This is a genomic window from Candidatus Glassbacteria bacterium (assembly GCA_019456185.1).
In the GTDB taxonomy this organism is placed as follows: domain Bacteria; phylum Gemmatimonadota; class Glassbacteria; order GWA2-58-10; family GWA2-58-10; genus JAJRTS01.
Genome location: VRUH01000002.1, coordinates 145524 through 165549 on the forward strand (window position 1 = coordinate 145524; position 20026 = coordinate 165549).

The 20026-nt window shown below is 59.6% G+C and carries 18 protein-coding genes; 1 reads left to right on the forward strand and 17 read right to left on the reverse strand.

The window, feature by feature from the left end:
- The first annotated feature begins 83 nt into the window (after positions 1–83).
- The gene (locus FVQ81_01675; protein MBW7995282.1) at positions 84–1049 is read left to right on the forward strand and encodes a formylglycine-generating enzyme family protein; all 966 of its coding nucleotides are present in this window, start codon (positions 84–86) and stop codon (positions 1047–1049) included.
- A 3-nt stretch (positions 1050–1052) separates the two neighbouring features.
- Here FVQ81_01675 and FVQ81_01680 read toward each other — a convergent pair whose 3' ends face one another.
- The 17 genes from FVQ81_01680 to FVQ81_01760 form a co-directional block, all read right to left on the reverse strand.
- Positions 1053–1859: a hypothetical protein gene (locus FVQ81_01680; protein ID MBW7995283.1), complete on the reverse strand. Its 807-nt coding sequence runs from the start codon at positions 1857–1859 to the stop codon at positions 1053–1055.
- Complete coding sequence (locus FVQ81_01685) at positions 1856–3685, reverse strand: protein BatD (protein ID MBW7995284.1); 1830 nt, start codon at positions 3683–3685, stop codon at positions 1856–1858. Before FVQ81_01685 ends, FVQ81_01680 begins: the two co-directional genes overlap by 4 nt.
- Positions 3685–4470, reverse strand: coding sequence for a tetratricopeptide repeat protein (locus FVQ81_01690; GenBank protein ID MBW7995285.1), 786 nt, complete (start codon positions 4468–4470; stop codon positions 3685–3687). Before FVQ81_01690 ends, FVQ81_01685 begins: the two co-directional genes overlap by 1 nt.
- The gene (locus FVQ81_01695) at positions 4467–5501 is read right to left on the reverse strand and encodes a VWA domain-containing protein (protein ID MBW7995286.1); all 1035 of its coding nucleotides are present in this window, start codon (positions 5499–5501) and stop codon (positions 4467–4469) included. The genes FVQ81_01690 and FVQ81_01695 overlap by 4 nt, the downstream gene beginning before the upstream one ends.
- Before the next feature lie 10 nt (positions 5502–5511).
- The gene (locus FVQ81_01700; GenBank protein ID MBW7995287.1) at positions 5512–6510 is read right to left on the reverse strand and encodes a VWA domain-containing protein; all 999 of its coding nucleotides are present in this window, start codon (positions 6508–6510) and stop codon (positions 5512–5514) included.
- The gene (locus tag FVQ81_01705) at positions 6507–7565 is read right to left on the reverse strand and encodes a protein BatD (protein ID MBW7995288.1); all 1059 of its coding nucleotides are present in this window, start codon (positions 7563–7565) and stop codon (positions 6507–6509) included. Before FVQ81_01705 ends, FVQ81_01700 begins: the two co-directional genes overlap by 4 nt.
- Before the next feature lie 36 nt (positions 7566–7601).
- Positions 7602–8972, reverse strand: a complete 1371-nt coding sequence (locus FVQ81_01710; protein MBW7995289.1) for a DUF4340 domain-containing protein — start codon at positions 8970–8972, stop codon at positions 7602–7604.
- Between the two features lie 56 nt (positions 8973–9028).
- Positions 9029–10720, reverse strand: coding sequence for a hypothetical protein (locus FVQ81_01715; protein ID MBW7995290.1), 1692 nt, complete (start codon positions 10718–10720; stop codon positions 9029–9031).
- Positions 10721–10733: 13 nt separating this feature from the next.
- Positions 10734–11513, reverse strand: coding sequence for an ABC transporter permease subunit (locus FVQ81_01720; GenBank protein MBW7995291.1), 780 nt, complete (start codon positions 11511–11513; stop codon positions 10734–10736).
- 1 nt (position 11514) lies between these two features.
- Positions 11515–12501, reverse strand: coding sequence for an ATP-binding cassette domain-containing protein (locus tag FVQ81_01725; GenBank protein ID MBW7995292.1), 987 nt, complete (start codon positions 12499–12501; stop codon positions 11515–11517).
- A gap of 48 nt (positions 12502–12549) precedes the next feature.
- Positions 12550–13428: a DUF58 domain-containing protein gene (locus FVQ81_01730; GenBank protein ID MBW7995293.1), complete on the reverse strand. Its 879-nt coding sequence runs from the start codon at positions 13426–13428 to the stop codon at positions 12550–12552.
- Position 13429: 1 nt separating this feature from the next.
- Entirely contained in the window at positions 13430–14419 is a 990-nt protein-coding gene (locus tag FVQ81_01735) for a MoxR family ATPase (GenBank protein MBW7995294.1), read from the reverse strand.
- Between the two features lie 292 nt (positions 14420–14711).
- The gene (locus FVQ81_01740) at positions 14712–15488 is read right to left on the reverse strand and encodes a HEAT repeat domain-containing protein (protein ID MBW7995295.1); all 777 of its coding nucleotides are present in this window, start codon (positions 15486–15488) and stop codon (positions 14712–14714) included.
- A gap of 220 nt (positions 15489–15708) precedes the next feature.
- Positions 15709–17001: a dihydroorotase gene (locus FVQ81_01745; GenBank protein ID MBW7995296.1), complete on the reverse strand. Its 1293-nt coding sequence runs from the start codon at positions 16999–17001 to the stop codon at positions 15709–15711.
- Positions 17002–17030: 29 nt separating this feature from the next.
- A complete protein-coding gene (locus tag FVQ81_01750) occupies positions 17031–17990 on the reverse strand; it encodes an aspartate carbamoyltransferase catalytic subunit (GenBank protein ID MBW7995297.1) in 960 nt (319 codons plus the stop codon).
- A gap of 70 nt (positions 17991–18060) precedes the next feature.
- A complete protein-coding gene (pyrR, locus tag FVQ81_01755) occupies positions 18061–18615 on the reverse strand; it encodes a bifunctional pyr operon transcriptional regulator/uracil phosphoribosyltransferase PyrR (GenBank protein ID MBW7995298.1) in 555 nt (184 codons plus the stop codon).
- A 138-nt stretch (positions 18616–18753) separates the two neighbouring features.
- On the reverse strand, positions 18754–19896 hold the full coding sequence (locus FVQ81_01760) for a tetratricopeptide repeat protein (GenBank protein ID MBW7995299.1): 1143 nt from the start codon (positions 19894–19896) through the stop codon (positions 18754–18756).
- Positions 19897–20026 lie beyond the last annotated feature (130 nt).

The following is a 20026-nucleotide window of genomic DNA, read 5'->3' on the forward strand; positions in this document are numbered from 1 at the left end:
AAATTCCGGAAAAAATATTTTAACTAGATAAAAGAGTTCAATTCACCGCTGTCGAACGGGGTAAGCAGCATGTTCATTACGGGATGAGTGCTGAGAACTGGAGACTTAAAATGAGTATGCGGCCGAATCTCCACAGTCGAGCACTTACGGCCCGGCTGGCCGGCGGACTGCTGGTTTTTGCTTTGATGGCGTTTGCCATTCCGGGACAGTGTTACGAAATCAGTCCCGATGACAGCAGTTGGGTGTTTGAAAATCTGCACATGATCAGGATACCCTCCGGCAGTTTCGTGATGGGTAGCGAGGATAAGCGCGATGACTGGCTGGTTCATTCCAGGCCATTGCGGCGGGTATATGTCGACAGTTTCGAGATCGGGGCGTACGAGGTTACGCAGGCGCTTTTCGAGAAGGTGATGGGGTTCAACCCGAGCCTGATGAAAGGGGACAGCCGCAGGCCGGTCGACCAGGCGAGCTGGTTCGACGCCGCCCAGTTCTGTAACCGCCTGAGCGAGCTGGCCGGCTTTATGCCGGCTTACGATATCCGCAACCGAAGCTGCATTTTCAGCCGCAACGGTTTCCGCCTGCCGACCGAGGCGGAGTGGGAATACGTCTGCCGCGCCGGCAGCGCCAGCCGTTACTATTCGGGGGATGAGGAGGTCGATCTGGAGCGGGTTGGCTGGTACAAGCTCAACAGTGAGGGCACGACCCATCCTGTCGGCTCCAAGGAACCGAATGCCTGGGGGCTGTTCGACATGCACGGTAACGTGTGGGAATGGTGCAACGACTGGATGGAGAATTACGAGGAGTTGAAAACCAGAAACCCGCACGGCCCGTCTCTGGGGAATTCGAGAGTCCTGCGCGGCGGGGGATGGCATTTCAAGGCCGAGGGCTGCCAGGCCGCTTACCGTCAACGCGCCCGGCCCGACTACAAAATCAGCGCGGTGGGCTTCCGAATCGTCCGCGATCCCGCCGGCCGCGGGCCGCTGGTCGACGGGAAAAAGCGAGTGCCCGGTTACCCGTACAGCGTCAAGGACAAATCCGGGCAGGACTGATTATCAGATCACCTCTATCAGCTCCAACCTCAGCCATCCGCTGCGCCCGCTGGGCAGGCTGACCAGCGCCCAGTCCCCCCGCTGCTCCCTGACCCGCATCACAGTCCCTTCCGGGATCACCAGTACCCGCGTATTGTCTTCGCCCGGACCGCTGAGCGCCTCGACATCGGCCTGCAGCACCACCGCCTCGCTGACATAGGTAAAGCGGTAGATATGTAACCCCAGTACCGAACTGTTGACCAGCAGCAGAAACAGTCCCGTCAGAGTCAGCGCCAGTGCGAATTTGCGCTTGCCGCCCACGGCTCCGGTGGCCGCAGTTACAGCGCCGAGGGTGAAAACCAGCAGGAAAGCGAGCTGGATGATGCTCGCTTCCCGGGTGGTCAGGCTGAATACCAGGCGGGACAACAGGCCGAAAAAGACATTTTCAGCCTCTTCCTCTTCTCCTTTCGGGCGGGTCAGTTCACCGACAAACTGCAGATTGAACCTGATATCAGGATCACGCGGGTTCAGCCGCGAAGCGCGGTGAAAATTAACGACCGCCTCGCCCAGCTCTCCGGTTTTGAGCGCGGCGCATCCGGTGTTATAGTACAACTCCGCGCTGGGATCAGCCGCATCGAGCAGCTCGCGGTAGCCCTTCAGGGCCAGGGCGTAGGCGCCTTCGCTGTATGCCTGGTTCGCTGCACGGAACTGGGCCATCAGCGTGGTCTCGCCCTCATCCTGAGCCGATAACTGTGCTGCCGTCAGCAGCAGCAGCAGGGCTACCCGGACCAAGAGTCCCGTCATCCGCGGCTTTACTGTTTTCCTGCTCATAGTTTCCTGCCCAGGTTGTTCAGCAGTTTACCGATCCCGGCTTTATATTCTTTGAACGTTTCCAGGTCGCCGGCGGCGCCGGCGGCGAACCGCACGAACGCGAAGTGATCCAGCGCGGAGCGAAGGTTATCGCGGACCTGCTCATCGATTCCCCGCCCGCTCAACAGGTTGTCGATCTCATCGACAGTCATCCCGGCGGCCTCGACATTCAGCCTGTCGCCGATATAATTTGTCGCGGCCCGGTTGAGATCGGCGTAAGCGGCGGTTAAATCGCCATTGCGGGCTGAGCGATCGGCGGCCTTGAGCGTCGCCGCGGCTTTCCTGTCGCTTACCCGGTAGCGGGCATACCCCCGATCGCTCATCAGACGTCCCCGGTGACGGCGATAGAGCAGGGCGCAGCCCACCGCCGCCAGCGGCAGCAGATGCAGCGGCCAGAACCACGGCTTTGTGTTCAAGGGCTCGGGCGCGGCTCTCAGCGCGCTGCGGACGTTTTCCTTGATGTAATTGATATCCCTGCCGAGGGCCACCACGCTTTCTCCGCCGGCCCTGTAAGTGAAAGTTTCCTCCTTGCCCGACTCAAGCACCGTAACGGAAAGCTCTCCCGTGGAGACTGTCCTGTACTGGCCGGCCGAGGGGTCGAAATAGGAGAACTCGAGTCCCTGCCAGTCGTATTGACCGGCCTTACGCGGGACGATAACGTACTTGACCGTCTTTGTCCCGCGAACCGTCGTGCCGGCGAAGCCCACGCTGACATCGCTGCTGGATTCGTAGACGTCGAAATTATCCAGCCCACTCAGCGACGGCTCGTTGATTGTGCGCACGTTCCCGCTGCCCTCGACCCGGACGTCGAGCGTCAGCGCATCACCGGCCCTGACCTCGTTTTTGTCCAGCGATGCAGATATTTTGTAGCTGCCCACCGCTCCTGCGAAATTTGCGGGACGGCCCGCGGAGGGCAGCGGCTTGATCTTGATTTCCAGCGGATTCGTGGCCAGCTCGACCCGGCGGCCCCTGTCGAAGAAGTCCCAGATGTTCCTGACGAAATAAGTCAGCCGCGCCGCCGTTATCTTCGCCTTGCCGCTGACTGTGGGAAACAGGGCGTAGCGCAGTTCCTGAACCCGGTACAGGGCGCCGCCGACTGTCTGGTTCGAGACATTGGCTTCTTTATCGATATCTTCCTTCCAGAAGCCCTCGAACTTGGGTTCCGTGTACTCTGGATTCTCGGTCATCCTGATCCGGCTGTAAAAGCCGAACGTGTAAGTCAGCTGCTCGCCGAGGAAAACCTCCTGCTTGTCGGTCCGGCCACGGACAAACACGCCTCCGTCACCGCTCGTCGGCCTCCTGCCGGGTCGTGCCGAGGATTGCGGCGGCGGCTGCGAGGGCTGTGCCTGCCGCTGTTTGCCTGCTGGCTGCTGCTGCTGCGCCTGCGGCGCTCCGCCGGCGGAGCGGGTAACCGTGACGGCGACCGTATTTGAGCTGTAAGTTTCGCCATCGACAGCCAGCACGGCCGGACCCAGCTCGAAAGTCCCCTCCTGAGCGGCCAGGATGGTGTAAGCGATACTTTTGGTCGCGTTGATCCGCCCGTTGACTATCGAGATCTGGCTGGACTGACTGCTGCCGACCACGCGGAACTGGTCGAGGCCCTGGATCCGGGGATCGGGTAAATTATTCAGCGCTCCGGATACGGTAACGGTCAGACGGAACTGTCCGTTAAGCTCCACCGTGGACGGCCGGGCCTGGATGCTGACCTGCACGTCCTGGGCCGCGGCGTGGCCTAACGGGATCAGCAAGCAGATCAGGGCAACTGTAATTTTACGCAGCCGGACCATTACCAGTCGCGTCCTTTCGAGCCTGTTGCCTGGCTCTTCTTTTTCTTTTCCTGTTCCTCGCGGGCTTCCTGTTCCATCTGCATCAGCGCCTGAAGGATTTTCTCGGCTTCCTCTTCACTCATTTCCCCGGGAGGGGGCTGCTGTTCCTGCCGGTCTTCCCCCGCCTGCTGACGGGGCTGCTGTTGCTCCTGTTGTTGCTGTTGCGGGTCCTGCTGTTGCCGGTCCTGCTGCTTATCCTGCTGATTCTGCTGCTGATCCTGCTGATCCCGGTTCTCGTCTTTGTCCTGCCGGTCCTGCTGTTGCTGCTGCTCCTGCTGTTGGATCAGCCTCTTGGTCAGCTCGAAATTGTACTTGGCGTCCTCGTCGGCGGGGTCGCTGATAATCGATTGCTTAAACGCTTCCAGCGCCTTGGAGAGGAACTCCTGGTTGCCCGACTCCTGGCCCATCTTGAACAGGGAATTGCCCATGTTGTAAATTGCGCGCGGGGAGAGCGAAGTTGAATCCTGCTGCAGAATCCTGCCGAACTGGCCGGCGGCATCCTGATATCTTCCAAGCTGATAGAGAGTGTTGCCCAGATTGTAGGCCAGGGTGTCGGAATCCGGGTTGCGGGTCTGGGCCTCCTGGTAGAGCTGCAGGGCTTGTTCGTAGTTTTCCTGACGGTACTCCCGTTCGGCTTTCTCCGGCAGTCCGCGCAGCATGTCCTGCCAGCCGGCCGCGCAGAAAAGCATGAACAGCCCGGCGCAAACCGGCAGGGCCGCCATTCTCCGTATGCTCGTATCGATCATATTTCACCGCCCTCCTGCTCATCGCCGCGCCTGCGCCGCCCGGTTTCGATAACCATTACCTCCAGCGCCATCAGCAGCAGCGCCGCGCCGAGGAACCACTGGTAACGGTCCTTGTAGAGCGTAAATTCCTTCGATTCGAGCTGCCTTTTTTCCAGCCGGTTGATATCCTCGAAAATCCGCTCAAGCTCGATAGCGCTTCGTCCCGCGCGGTAGTATTCGCCCCCTCCGGCGTGGGCCAGTTCAGCCAGCAGTTGTTCGCCCAGACGGGTCATCACCACCTCACCCCGCTCGTCGCGCTTGTAATCGGTAACTTCACCCCGCTCGTCCCTGACCGGAATCGGGACCCCGTCGGGCGTGCCGATTCCGATGGCGTAGAGCCGCACACCCTGCTCGCGGATGCCGGCCGCGGCGGCCAGCGCATCGCCCTCCAGCTCCTCGCCGTCGGTGATCAGGATCATCACCCTGTACTCGCGCTCCTTGGCATCGAACGCGCTGCCGCCCACTTCCAGCGCGCGGGCCAGGTTGGTGCCCGGCTCGGAGATAATCTCCGTATCGACCCCGTCGAGGAACAACCGTACGGCCGAGTAATCCGTGGTCAGCGGACAGAGCACGAACGCGTCGCCCGCGAACGGCACCAGGCTCACCCGGTCACCCTGCATCCGGTCCAGCAGACTGGAGATTTCGAACCGGGCCCGGCTGAGACGGTCGGGCTGGATATCATCGGCCAGCATGCTCAAGGAGGTGTCGAGCAGGAACACCAGGTCCCGTCCCTCGCGCTGGAGTATCACCGCCTCCTTGCCGTACTGCGGGCGGGCCAGGGCCACGATCAGCATCGCCAGCGCGCCCAGCAGCAGCATGGTCCGCACAGCCCGTCCTCCGGGCAGAAGGGGCCTGGCCAGCCGGGCCACCAGTTTCCGGCCGGCGAACCGCTCCAGCAGGGCTCGCTTGCGGCGGGCGGTAAACCAGAACAGCACAGCCGAGGCCGGTACAAGCCAGAGGAGGTGCAACATCTGCGGATCGTCGAATCTCATCCAAATCAGCTCACGGCAAAGTTTTCAGCACTGTCGAACCCAATACCAGCTCCAGCGCGAACAGGGCCAGCCCGGGGAGCAGAAACAGGCTGAACAACTCGCTGTAGCGGGTGTATTCCCGCACGTCGATCTCGGTTTTTTCCAGCGAGTCGATTTCCCGGTAAATCCGCTGGAGCTCGGCGGCGTCGGTGGCCCGGTAATACTGTCCGCCGGTGATTTCCGAGATCCGGGTCAGCGTCTGCTCGTCGATCTCCACTTTCTGGTCCACGTAGCGCACCCGTCCGAACTGGTCGCGTACCGGTACCCGCGCGGTCCCGCGGGTGCCGACACCGATAGTGTAAACTTTCACATCCTTGGCCTTGGCCACCTGGGCGGCTGTCAGCGGATCGATTTCACCGCGGTTGTTGATCCCATCGGTCAGCAGGACGATTATCCTGCTGCGGGCCTTGCTGTCGCGAAGGCGGTTGACGCTGCTGGCCAGGGCCACTCCGATCGCGGTCCCGTCCTCGATCGAACCGATCTCCAGGCGTTCCACCTGCGAGGCCAGCACCCGGTAATCGAGAGTGGGCGGGCAGCGGGTAAAAGCTTTGGCTGCGAACGCCACCAGCCCGATCCGGTCGTGACGGCGGCGGCCGATAAAATCGCCGACCACCTCGCGGGCCACATCAAGACGGTTGCTGCCGGGATTGAGATCCTCGGCAAGCATGCTGGTCGACACGTCCATGGTCAGCACGATATCCACGCCCTCGCTGGTAACGTCCTCGAAAGTTACGCCGCTGCGGGGGCGGGCCAGGGCGATTACCAGCAGGGCCAGGGCGAAGATGCGCAGCGCAAACGGCAGATGGCTCTTGATCCGCGCCCAGCGGCCGTTGACAGCGGCCAGGGTGTCCAGGTCGGAATAGCGGATAGTCCTCCGCCGCTGGAGATTCCAGTTGCGGTAAGCCCAGCCCAGCAGGGGAAGCAGCAGGAGCAGCGCGAGCAGCCACGGGTCGGCGAACTGGAAATTCATCGCTCACCCCCTTCTCCACCCCCGGCTACCACGGCTGTCTCAGCCGATTCGCCGAGTGGGGTTCCGGAGTTTTCCCGAGACGGCTGCTGTACTTCCGCGGGACGGGAGTTCTCGATTATCTCGTACGCCTTGTTGAACGTGGAATTAATCTCAACGATAACCGGCTTGTACTTGGCGAACTTTACCAGATCGCAGGAATCCAGGAATTCCCCGATCAGTTCACAGAAAGCCCTGTCGATATCCCGCCGCCGGTTCAGTTCGTCCATCAGCTCCCAGCTGGTCATCTCCAGCACGTCGACTCCGAAACGCGCTCCGAGATAATGGCGCACCGCTTCCGAAACCAGGATGTGGAACTGCTTGATTTCACCCTTTTCGATCAGTCCCAGCGATTTGATCCTGTCCAGCTCATCCAGCGCGATCAAGTGGGCCGGGCGAACCGGTCCGGAGGGCTGTATCCGGCCACGCAGCCTCTGGGCGCGCCGCTTTAGATACCGTCTCCACAGCATCCCGAGCAGTGCCAACGCCGCCAGTGCCGCCAGCGCCGCCAGCGCGATCCGTTTCCAGAGACGGGTCGCGTCCACAATGTCACGGATCGGCCTTATTTCTGCATTGAGCGTATCCTGGACCAGCGAGATGAAATCCACCGGCTGCGCTACGGACCAGAGCGTATCCACCGCTCCATCGGCCTTAATCACCGCAAATGGCAGCGGCGGGATTTGGAGACTGCCGGTCTCGAAGGAGGTCAGCGTGAAACTGCGGCGGGTCATCGTGGCGCTGCCATCGCCCGGAATTTGCTCGACAGGCAGTTCGGCCAGAATTTCGAAATTTTCCAGCTGAGATTCGAGATCGGGAAAGCGGACAGTTTCCCCGTCACCGGAATGGATCGTGAGGGTAAGGGTAAGCCGGTCGCCGATCCTGGCGCGGGCAGTATCCAGGCGCGCATTGACCTGCGAGGTTCCACCGGCGGGATGCACTGTCAGCACGACCGCCAACAGACAGACCGCGGGAGTGAAAGTGTTCGATATGCTCGATATGCTGCGAATCGGGTTTGTCATTTTCCCAGTGCGCCGGCATCTCCCCTGCCCACCGCCTCACTCAACTACGTGTCTCACCGGGATATCCGCCACGTCTTTAAAAGTCGAGTTCAGCGGTTCAAGCTTTCTGGGGGACGCCAAAAAGTCGATATTACGTACGTTGTCCCGGACGTAAACTTCGGTTTCCGCAAAATATCCAACCAGCATGTCGACCAGCAGGCTGTCGCCGTTCATCAGCACCAGCCTGACCTGCGGAGATTCAAATCCCCGGTCTCCGCCAGCGGGCAATACTTTCGATCCTTTTAAAGTGTCCGCATGGCTAAGCAGCTGCTCGACAAACTGATATTTGGCCCTGGCCTGCCGGGGGGCGATCAACCGCCACAGCGTGTCGTTTTCAGCCGTCAGCACCAGTGAATCGAGCGGGTTGGCAAGGGAGATAAAAGTAACCTCCGAAGGGATGAAATCGACGATTTGCAGCGTTCGCATGCTATCGGGGACAAACTTGTCCACCCGCTCGATCAGCCAGGAATCGATCAACAGCAAATGGCCGGGATAGATCGATGAGCTGGCCCAGCGCAGATAATCCTGATCCGATACAGTGCGGCCCAGACGTACGACAGAAGTGTCACCGTTCTCGGCAACGAGCCTGAGTGTCCGTACCGGGCGGTTCAGACCCGTTTCCTGCCTCCGTACACTGCCAGCCGGCAGGAATTCACGGACCTGATCACTGTAGAGTTCACCGAGGCGAAGATTGAGCTTGAGCTTATCCGCTAAAACAGACCCCCCGGCGGTGTCGATCCGCCAGCGGTCACGGCCGTCAGCGCGATAACAGCGGAATACGCTCCGTCCGCCGGATTCCACCTCGATCCCCACGGTGCGGTAGGGCTGCACACCGGTCAGGGACTTACCCCTGACCAGGAACCCGTTGACAGTCATCATCGGTCCAAGGAGCTTGTTGGCGAGCGCCACCCGTCCCTGGCCGGCGATCAGGATATAAATATTTTCAGTCGTCGGATTCAGTGCCCCGAACTCCAGACGGGTACTGTCGAGGTCCGATTTGTAGGCCGTGAATACCAGCACCGGATCATCGAGTTTAACGGCGGCCATGTCGAGTTCGCTGACCGGGATGGAATTTACGTAGGGCATCTGGCTGAGCGTCCTCAGCAGATGGTTTATCACCAGTGAATCGGCTCCCCAACCCGGGTCCGGCTGCTCGAGGTGCCACTCCAGTCCGTCGCGGACCACGACATAGGTGGTGTCCTGAAATATAATCGTCACTTTCTGGACGTCTTCGGGCGCATATGGCAGGACATATTCGAGTTCGGTTGAGCCGGCTTCCTCCCCGGCCTCAGGCTGATCCTGCAGGAACAGGTACGCGCCGAGTGCGAGGGTGAAAGCCAGCAGCAGGACCAATACTTTCCAGTTCATTAAAAAAATCCTTCTTGTAATTGCGGTTCAGTTATCCCGGCGACAGCGGCAGGAGATCAGCGAAGCCGCCGGACAGCCATGACCCAGGCGCCGAGTACGAGGATAATCAGGGGCATCACGACCTGCGCGACCATGCCCATCCTGCTTGCCTGGGTTTTATTGATGTAGATCGTCTGGTCTTCAGGGTCCTTGGGCCGGATATTGATCAGCCGCTCGTCGCCGATCAGCCAGTTGACCGCGTTCATGAACAGGTCCCAGTTCCCGCCGTAGCGAAGGTACGAATTGGAGGCGAACTGGCTGTCGCCGAAAACCACCAGCTGGGCGCGGACCGATGATTTCTCGAGCCGCATCTTACGAAGCTCTTCGTGGCTCGGCATCTTTGTGCTTGATTCGGCGGTGATTTCGGTGAACCCGGGACGGGTTTCCCGCAATTTGCGCAACATCGAGACAGCCACCGGCACGGGCCCGCTGAGATCGGTTGGATCGAATGTCGGATTGCGGAGCGAAATCTGCTCCTTGTTCCGTTCGCCCCAGCTGTTGTCGCTGGTAGTCGCCAGCACCGACAGCTCCAGGTCCTGGCCGGGATTGTCCTCCAGACGGACCGAGCGGACGGTCGGCATCGTACTGAACGCGCGTTTGAGATCACGTGTGATCGGGTGCTCACGGTCGTAGTTATAGAGCAGCGGCTCGGTTGGCCCTGCTCCCTGGCGGACTCCGGCGGAACTGTTGTCCACCACGATATCGTCGCCGATCCGAATGCCCCATTTAAGCAGCCAGTCGCTCAGGCCGACATCGTACTCCGGGTCGACAGCGACCATGATCCGGCCGCCCTTGACAAGATAGTCGTCGATCAGGGCTACTTCCTCGATCAGCAGAGACTTTTTCGGCCCCGCGATAATGAGGGTCTTGCAGTCCTCGGGCACGCCGCCGGCCTCGATCACGTTCAGCCGCTCGGTCCGGTAAGCCTGGTCGCGGATTGCCGTGACGGCCATCAGAAAGCCGTTCGGACTGCCGTCGTCCATGTCCTGTTCCTGGTGGCCCTCGAGGAAATAGACCGCCCGGCGCTCATCGCTGAGCACCTTGATCAGCGCGTTGGTCATCTCTTCCTCGGTGTCCACGTCGGCGTTCATATCACTGTTGGCGCCGTTCTCGACAATCGTAACGTTGCCGCGGTAGCGCTGAATATTGTATTCACGGGCCAGCACCAGTTCACGGTTCGGGTCCAGGAACCGGAAATTGATATTGGGGCAGATATCCGCGTAGACCTCGAGAAGGTCGCGCTGCTTCTCCTCGATCCGTATGTTCTCGCGAATCACGGTCCGGTTCTGCTGCTGGCTCAGGTTTCGGTCGTAAAAAGTCCAGAAAAACGAGGTGATATTGATCCTGGCGTTTTGTTCATTTACCTGGTCGATTATCGCCATGGTCAGCGGACTCAGCTCGTATTTCTTCTTGACTGTCACGTCCCGCCAGTAGAAATGGCGGAAACCGAGCATGTTGACCACCGCCAGCAGGCTCAGGACCACGCAGATCACCAGCAGCATGTTGGTACCGCTGCGGAAACTGCGGGCGCTGAAAATGTGCTGGAAATCGTCATGGCAGACAATCAGGTAAGTCAGCCCCATCAGCGTGCCGAGAGCGGTCAGGGAAATCGAGACCGCGTCCCAGAGACCGTTGACATAGTACGTACCGAGGCCCAGAAACAGCACTACCGGGCTGATATAGCCTGTTATTTTGATTTTCTGCTTCATAAGCGCAGGTCTCTCACCTCCACCGCAGCGAAGTAATCGACTGGTGGGTCAGGAACAGTCCGACGAAACAGAACGACAGGTAAAAAAGAACGTCGCGTGAATCAACCACACCCATCGAGAAATTGGTAAAGTGAGAGGTAATCGAGATGTAATTGGCGATCTCTCCCCAGACGCTGACAGTCGCATCGCTGACCCTGCCCACGATCCAGAGGAACAGGAATGCGCCGAACGTGAGCGCCCCGGCGATTATCTGGTTCTCGGTCAGCGAACTGATCAGGGTACCCATACTGATTACCGCGGCCCCGTAGAGCACGATCCCGACATAGCTTGTCAGCACTGGTCCCAGGTCGGGGTTGCCGTAGAGGAACAGGTAGTACTGGAACAGCGCCGTTGGAATAACCATCGTCAAAAACAGCACGAACGCTGAAAGGAACTTGCCCAGCACCAGTTGAGTTATTGTCAGCGGTGAAGTCAGCAGCAGTTCCAGGGTGCCGGTCTTGCGCTCCTCGGCGAACAGCCTCATCGTGATCATCGGCAGCAGGAACAGGCTGATATTGCGCATGTTGTGGAACAGGTAGCGGATCACCACATCGTTAATACTGAACTTGGGAATCGTCTGCTGGTAGGTCACAGCCTCGCTGGTGGCCTCGAACGTAAGCTGGACGAACTCGTTGAACTTGAAGACGAACCGGTTGGCGACCAGGAACAGGAACACCCCGATCACCACATAGGCGATCGGGCTGAGGAAATACGACTTGTACTCGCGCCAGAAGATCGAGAATATGTTCTGCATTTCAGCTGCCCTCCTGCTGCGACCTGGCAGCCAGCTCGTCCGGAGTCCTGGTCGTAATCTTAATAAATATCTCCTCCAGCGTCATCGACTCCGGCCGCAGCTCCAGCAGCTGGGCGCCGCTTTCCACGACCGCCCTTGCCAGTTCGCCACGGCGGTCGTTGCCGAGCTTGCAGCTGACGTCGAACTGGCGCAGGCCGTCCTTCCTGCCGCCGGGAACCTGCTGCTCGTCTACTTTAACCACGCCCTCCACCGCACCCAGCCTGTCCCTGATCTCGGCCGGCGCCCCCTTGAGCAGTACCCGGACCACGTCGTGGCCGGTCAGCTTGCCGGTCAGCCGCTCGGTGGTGTCCTCGGCCAGCAGCAGCCCCCGGTCGATAATCAGCACGCGGTCGCAGGTCAGACTGGCCTCGGGCAGGATATGGGTCGAGAGCAGGATACTGTGCTCACCGGCCAGTTGACGGATCAGCTCCCTGACCCCGATGATCTGGTGCGGGTCCAGCCCGGCGGTGGGTTCGTCCAAGATCAGCACCGGCGGATTGTGGATCAGGGCCTGGGCCAGGCCCACGCGCTGACGATACCCCTTGCTGAGCTTGTGGATATGGACGTTGTGCACTTCCTCCAGCCCGCAGCGCTCCAGCACGTAGTTCAAGCGGCGCTTGCGGTCGCGGTAGCCGGAGAGACCCTTGATCTTGCCGCAGAAATTGAGATAGTCCCGTACCCTCATATCGCGGTAGACAGGAGGGGTTTCCGGCAGGTAGCCGATATTGCGCTTGACAGCCAGCGGACTGGTGAATATGTCGTGGCCGGCCACGGAGACCTCGCCGGCGTTGGCCGACAGGTAGCCGGTGATTATCCGCATGGTGGTTGTTTTGCCGGCGCCGTTGGGCCCCAGGAAGCCCAGGATCTCGCCCTTGCGCAGTTTGAAAGAGATATTGTCCACGGCCTTGAAATTGCCGTAACGCTTGGTGAGGTTACTGACCTGTATCAATCCTTGCCTCCACGCATATTGGTTCACCCGCCTGAAAAATTCGACGGACTACCTGAACTTCTTCTCCCGCATGCGGAAGAAGCTCATCAGCGGTTCAATATAAGAACTTCCCAGCGTCAGGTCTATACAGTCCACGCGGGCGGACTTGAACAATGAATCCTGCGCTTGCCTGCGCTGATTCACCAGCCGGGAGAACCCCTCTCGCGCGGCCCGCGAACCGGTGTCGATAACCTCGCGCCGTCCGGTCTCCGCATCCTCCAGCTCGATCATCCCCACCGGCGGCAGTTCCAGTTCCCTGGGGTCGGCGATCCGCATCAGGATCACGTCGTGACGGCGCGCCAGGCTGCGCAGCGGTTTCTCGAAACCCTCGTCCAGGAAATCGCTGACCACGAACACCACGGTGCGACGGGTCAGCAGCCGCATCATGTACTCCATGCCCTCGCGGATACTAGTTCCGCGTTTCAGGGGCCGGTAGAACAGCAGCTCGCGGATTACGCGCAGCACGTGCTTGCGCCCCTTCTTGGGCACCACTACTTTTTCGACTTCATCGGTGAAAATCGCCAGGCCCACGCGGTCGTTATTCTTGATCGCGCTGAACGCGAGCACGGCGCAGATCTCGGCGGCGAACTCGTTTTTCAATCTCTCGACCGAGCCGAACATCCCGCTGGCCGAAGCGTCCACCAGGAACACGACTGTCAGTTCGCGCTCCTCGACATATTTTTTGACGAAGGGCTGTCCCATCCTGGCGGTGACGTTCCAGTCGATCGAGCGCACGTCATCGCCCGGCTGGTACTCGCGCACCTCGCTGAACTCCATGCCCAGGCCCTTGAAGATACTGTGGTATTCACCGCTGAACACGTCTTCCACGATATTGCGGGTCACGATTTCGATCTGCTTGACCTTGCTGATCACATCGCGGGGGATCACGTCAGGGTACCTCCACGGTCTCGAACACCTTGCGGATGATATCCTCGCTGGTCAGGTCCTCGGCCTCGGCCTCGTAGGTCAGCAGGATCCGGTGACGGAGGATGTCCGGCCCGATCTGCTTGATATCCTCGGGCGTGACATAACCCCGGCGGCGGACAAACGCGTTGGCCCGGGCGGCCCGGGCCAGAAAAATCGTGGCGCGGGGGCTGGCCCCGTATTCGATCAGTCCATCAAGCTCCCCGAGTCCGCATTTGGCCGGCTCGCGGGTGGCGAACACAAGCGAAACGATATAGTCCTTGATTTTCTCGTCCATGTAGACATCGCGCACCACGCCGCGCAGCCGGATGATATCTTCGGACGTAAGCCTCTTCTCCACCTGCGCCAACTCACCGCCGCTCATCCGTTCCAGGATCACCCTCTCCTCCTCGCGGGTGGGATAACCGACCCTGAGCTTGAACATGAACCGGTCGACCTGGGCCTCGGGCAGCGGGTATGTGCCCTCCTGCTCGATAGGGTTCTCGGTGGCCAGCACCAGAAAAGGGTTGGGAAGCTTGTAGGTGGATGTGCCGATCGTGACCTGACGCTCCTGCATGGCTTCCAGCAGAGCGCTCTGCACTTTGGCCGGAGCGCGGTTGATCTCGTCGGCCAGGACGATATTGGTGAACACCGGTCCCTTGCGCGGCTCGAAATCACCGGTCTTCTGGTTGTAGATCATCGTTCCCAGCAGGTCGGCAGGCAGGAGGTCCGGCGTGAACTGCAGCCGCCCGAAATCAGCCTCGATAACCCTGGCCAGGGTACGTACACTCAGTGTTTTGGCCAGTCCCGGCACTCCCTCGATCAGCACGTGCCCGTCACAGAGAATCCCCAGCAGCAGGCGTTCCACCATGTAACGCTGGCCGACGATAACCCGGCCGACTTCCTCCAGCACCCGCTCCACAACTTCGCTTTCCCGCCTGACCTGCTCGTTCAGCTCCTGGATCTGTTCGTTCATCTGTTACTCCATACAGTTGCGTTGCCGTTATCCGCCCGTCCATTTGCATAATTGCCACCAAAAGCTGAAAAGCAATCGCCAAACTATCCTGCCGGCACAGGCACGAAGCAGGTAACTTATTACTTTTTATAATCTTACGCAAGGCATTTTCGCACTTTTATCTCTCTGCCAGAGTGCAGCCATTTCATTTGAAGTAAAATTGCCCCATTTGGGGCAGGCAGGGGTAAAATAAAAAGACTGAGACGGGGTCATCTCAGTCTTTCAAAACTCAGCTTTTGCCTGCGGCCGAGGGTCAGAGCGTACCGGGTTCGTAGGTCTCCAACTCCTCGATAGTGAGCTGGAAATTAATGTAAATCCCGTCCTCGCCGCTTTCCTGCATCCGTTTCGCCGCCAGTTCCTTGAGCAGGGGCAGCCGGGCGTGGAACAGCTCGTAATTGCCGGGCTTGAGCACCTCGAGTATCCCCACCGCCACGTAGGAGCAAAGTTCGAGGTCATCGCTCATGTTCTGCAGCACATCCACGAACGTCTGCTCCACCCTGCCGGCATAGGCCGTATTGATAAACGACGCCAGCGTGATCGGCAGGCCCAGCCGTAGGTCGCGGTTCTGGGTCGTGTCCTGTATAATGCCGATCAGCACCGGAACGCTGGAGGTGTCGCCCAACTCTCCCAGCGCCCAGATCACGGTTTCGCGCAGGAGATAATCGTCGCTGGTGACCAGCATCCGGTTTAGCGAATCGACCGCACCACGGTCTTTCAGGTTGCCCAGTGCGCTGACTATCCCGATCCTCACACTGAGGTCCGCGTTATGGATATAGGGGTGAAGAAGCCGCGGGTTATTGAGGTTGTTGAACGTGCGGATCACCGAGTCGCGCTGGACCGAGGTGCCGGTGTGAAGGATCTGGACGCCCTCGGTGACCATCACCTTCTCCCCCTCCAGCACCGGGTCGGCTTTCTCGCCTCCGCCGCAACCGGAAATCAGCAGCATTGCGCTCAGAATACCCGGCAGCGCCGCTAAAGCAAATACACGCTTTCCACTCAGTATATGAAGAATTTTTGGCGCCTCGCGCATAGATTTCACCTCGTCGATACTTGATCGTTTAACCGTTCTCTATTTGAACAGCGGAAAGTCGAACCAGCCAAGCTCGAAAACTTCGCTCACGGCGGCGGCGGCCAGAATCACGACATATACCGCAAATACGACCAGGCCGATAGTTCCGCCGCGGCCCCCTGTTTGACTGTCTGTGTTCTGTCCGGTCATCGAATCTCCGTAGGTTTCGCTGGAAAATACATCAATTTTGCCCCAACCGCCAGACCACTCTGCCCTCAACGATTGTGACCACTGCCCGGCCGGTCACCCTGCGGCCGTGAAACGGCGTGTTACGGCTTTTGGAGTAAAACTCGTTTTTATCGATTGTCCACTCCGTTTCCAAATCCAGCACGGTCACATCCGCCTGGGAGCCCACCTTCAGGCTGCCGCCCGGAATCTTGAGCAATTCGGCCGGAGCGGTACTCATCCGGCGGACCAGGGTCGGGAAATCGAGCACGCCTCCCAGGACCAGTTCGGAATACGAGAGCGGGAACGAGGTCTCCAGGCCCAGAATACCGCTCGGGGCGTCGGCGAACGCGGCCTCTTTCTCATCGTAATGGTGCGGGGCGTGGTCGCTGGCGATACAGTCGATCGTACCGTCGGCCAGGCCCCGGCGCATCGCTTCCACATCGGCAGCCATGCGCAGCGGGGGAGCCATTTTAGCATTCGTATCGTAGTTGCCCACCGCTTCCTCGGTGAGCGTGAAATGGTGCGGTGTAACCTCGGCGGTGACTTTCACGCCCCCCTCGGCCTTGAACTGCCGGACGATTTCCACCGAGCGCGCGGCGGAGATATGGGCCACGTGGAAACGCGCTCCGGTCAGGCGCGCCAGCACGCAGTCGCGGTAGACAATCACTTCTTCGGCTTCGGTCGGGTTGCCGGCCAGACCCAGGCGAATGGCGGTTATCCCGGCGTTCATCACGCCCTTGCCCACCAGTTCGGGGTCCTCGCAGTGCTGCATCACCGGCACGTCGAAAATCAGCGAATAGGTCATCGCCTTGCGCATCACTTCGGCGCTGGACAGGCAGTGGCCGTCATCGGTGAACGCCACCGCTCCGGCGTCGAGCATCGATCCCATCTCCGCAAGGCTCTCGCCCTTGCTCTTCTTGGTGATCGAACCGATCGGGTAGACCCTGCTGTAGCCGGCGCGGATCGCCTCGCGAATGATATAGCCGACAGCTGCCTGGTTGTCGGTTACCGGATTGGTGTTAGGCATGGCGGCCACGGCGGTAAAACCGCCGGCTGCCGCGGCCAGGCACCCGGATTCCACCGTTTCCTCATCTTCCCTGCCGGGTTCCCGGAGATGGACGTGCATGTCGATCAGGCCCGGGACAACCGCCTTGCCCGCCGCATCGATGACCTCATCCGCCTCGGCGGGCTTGATCGATTTTCCGATTTCGGCCACCTTGCCGCTGTCAAGCAATATATCGAGCTTTTCATCCACGCCGTTGGCCGGATCGACAAGCCGGCCACCGCGGACCAACAGACGTTTCAATATCCACCTGCTTTCTTTGTGTGTCCTGATTAATCGCCCTGCTGACTTGCCGCATCGGCGGCCGCGGCCTGCTTGCCGCCGGCCAGCAGAAACAGCACGGCCATCCTGACCGCCACCCCGTTGGTGACCTGCTTGAGAATCACCTGGTGCTCACCGTCGGCCACGTCGGAATCGATTTCCACGCCCCGGTTCATCGGCCCCGGATGCAGGACCAGTACGTCGCGCCCGGCTTCTTCGAGCCGGCGGTTGGAGATTCCGTAGATGCGGTTGTACTCGCCGAGGGACGGGAACAGGTTGGACTGCATGCGCTCGAGCTGAATCCTCAGCACGTTGACAACGTCGACCTCCGAGAGCGCATCCTCGATCCGGGGGTAGATTTTCACTCCCAGCTCAGTCAGGCTGCGAGGCACGAGCGTGGGCGGGCCGCACACGCCGACCTCGGCGCCCATCTTTTTCAGGCCCCAGATATTGGAGCGGGCCACGCGGCTGTGGATCACATCACCCACAATCGCCACCTTGATCCCCTCCAGGCGGCCCAGGTGGTCGCGGATCGTCAGCATGTCCAGCAAGCCCTGGGTCGGGTGCTCGTGCCAGCCGTCGCCCGCGTTGATCACGTTGGAATCGATCCTCTCGGCCAGAAACGCCGGCGCTCCGCTGGCCGCGTGACGGATCACGACCATGTCGATTTTCATCGCTTCCAGGTTGCGCGCCATGTCCACCAGGGTTTCGCCTTTGCTCACGCTGCTGGTGGAGACATTGACATTTACCGTATCTGCGCTGAGCCTCTTTTCGGCGAATTCGAACGAGATCCGCGTGCGGGTGGAGGGCTCGAAAAACAGGTTGACAATCGTTTTGCCGCGCAGGACCGGTACTTTCTTGATCTGCCTTTCGCTGATCTCCTTGAAAGGCACGGCGGTATCGAGGATCATCCGGATTTCAGCGGATGAGAGTTCCTCGAGACCGAGCAGGTGCTTACGGGTGAATTGCATCTCGAGGCAGACCTCAGGGGGTAAAAATTATAGGTTTTAGCGAGCCGCCATAAACGAACAGCGCCCGGCCTCAACCGAGCGCTTTAATCCAGACTCCATCGGCACCGTCGACTTCGCTCACCCGCACGACAACGTCCTCATCCTTGCGGGTGGAAATTTCCCTGCCGGTAAAATCGGCCCTGATCGGCAGTTCCTGATGGCCGCGGTCGATCAGGACGGCCAGCATGATCGATGAGGGCCGGCCGAAATCCACGATAGCGTCCAGCGCGGCGCGGATGGTCCTTCCGGTGTAGAAAACATCATCGACCAGCACCACATTCATCCCGGTAATATCGGCGGGCAGGTCGGTGCTGCGCACAGTGGGCTGAACCGGGTTGTGACGGAGGTCGTCACGGTAGAGGGTGATATCGAGCTTGCCTGTCGGCACAACCGCGCCCTCGATATCGGAGATAATCGCCACCAGGCGCTCGGCCAGGTTGACTCCCCTGGTCTGGATTCCGACCACCAGCAGGTTTTCGGTCCCCTGGTTGCGCTCGACAATCTGGTTGGCGATCCTCCGCAGGGACCGCTCGACCATCCGGGCGTCCAGTACCTGCCGTTCTTCCTTTAGATCCTTGCCGCTCATAAACTATCCATTCCCCGTACGACGATATCCGAGTCGCAAAAAAACCTCTGACCGGCCCCGTATACCGGGCCGGCCAAAGGTTGCAACTGTCACAATCAGCCATCCATTAAAAACATACTCTTTTCGGACTGTAGTTGATTACTGGCTCTGCTCGTCAGCCGGCTTATTCTCCTGGGCTTCCTTGAATACCTCGATAGCTTTCTGCTGATTTCCGATCTTGCTGTAGCCCACACCCAGGTTGGAGAGGGTTATGTAGGTGCGCTCGCAGCCGTTGTCCAGCATGGTCTCGATTGTCTCGACAACCTGCGCCCAGTTTTCGAGGTTGATATAGGAGTAATAGAGCTGCTCACCGGCCTCGCAGTCCGACGGGTTATCATCCATTACGTACTCGTAGGCTTCCGCGGCGCGCTCAAGGTAATGGGTGGCCTGTTCGGAGTCCTTTTCGCCTTCGGCCTTGTTGCGGGTTTCGGAAACCCACATCTGGTAATAACAGCTTCCCGCGTTGAAATAGTCAGCCTCGGTCATCTCCGCACCCGCGTCCTCGAACAGTTCCTCGTAAAGCATGCCGGCGCTTTCGAAATCCTGCATACTCATGAAGATAGTGACCAGACGCTTCTTGGCGGTAATATCGAACGGGTTCTCCTCCAGATAGGCTTCATAGACCTCGATCGCCTCGTCGTAGCGGTCGGCCATGATATAAGCCTGGCCAAGATTCTTGACGAATTGCTCGTCTTCCGGATCCAGTTCGATAGCCCTCTGCAAGCTCTCGATCGCACCGTCGAAATACAGCCGGGCGCTGTCGGGCTGAGGCGGCTGGGCCTCCTGGAATGCCTCCGCCTGGCTGAGCATCGCCACGCCGAGATTGGCATGGCTTTCCTTGCGGTCGGAATTGACCCTGTTGGCGATCCGGAACTTGTTAATCGCCTCCGGATAGCGCTGCTGGTCGAGCAGGGCCTGTGCATCGCGTATGAACTGGGCCCAGTAATAGTCGCGCCATTTGTCGATTTCCTTGACCAGCTTGCGCTTGGGCTCGAGATCCAGGGCTTTGTTGAAATTTTCGCCGGCCTTATCCCAGTTGGCTATCCCGGCGTAGGCGCGGCCGAGGTAATAGAACAGTTCCGGGTCATCGGCGTACTTGTCCTTGTTTTTCTCGAGGACCTTGATCGCTGACTCGTATTTCTTGGCACTGAGCCTGACCCTGGCTCCCGTGACCACCGGGCTGGATGCCACGGTAAACATCCAGACACAGCTTACGGCCATGAAAATCAATAACTTGCGCATTTCTCCGTCCCAGTTGACGTTTTACGAATTGAAAGCCTTTTTGCCGCTTCATTCCCGGGTTTAGCAAAGCGGCTTTCTCGAATAATCATCAAGAAAAGGATTTTTTACAGGTTTTCACTCCCTGGTTTGC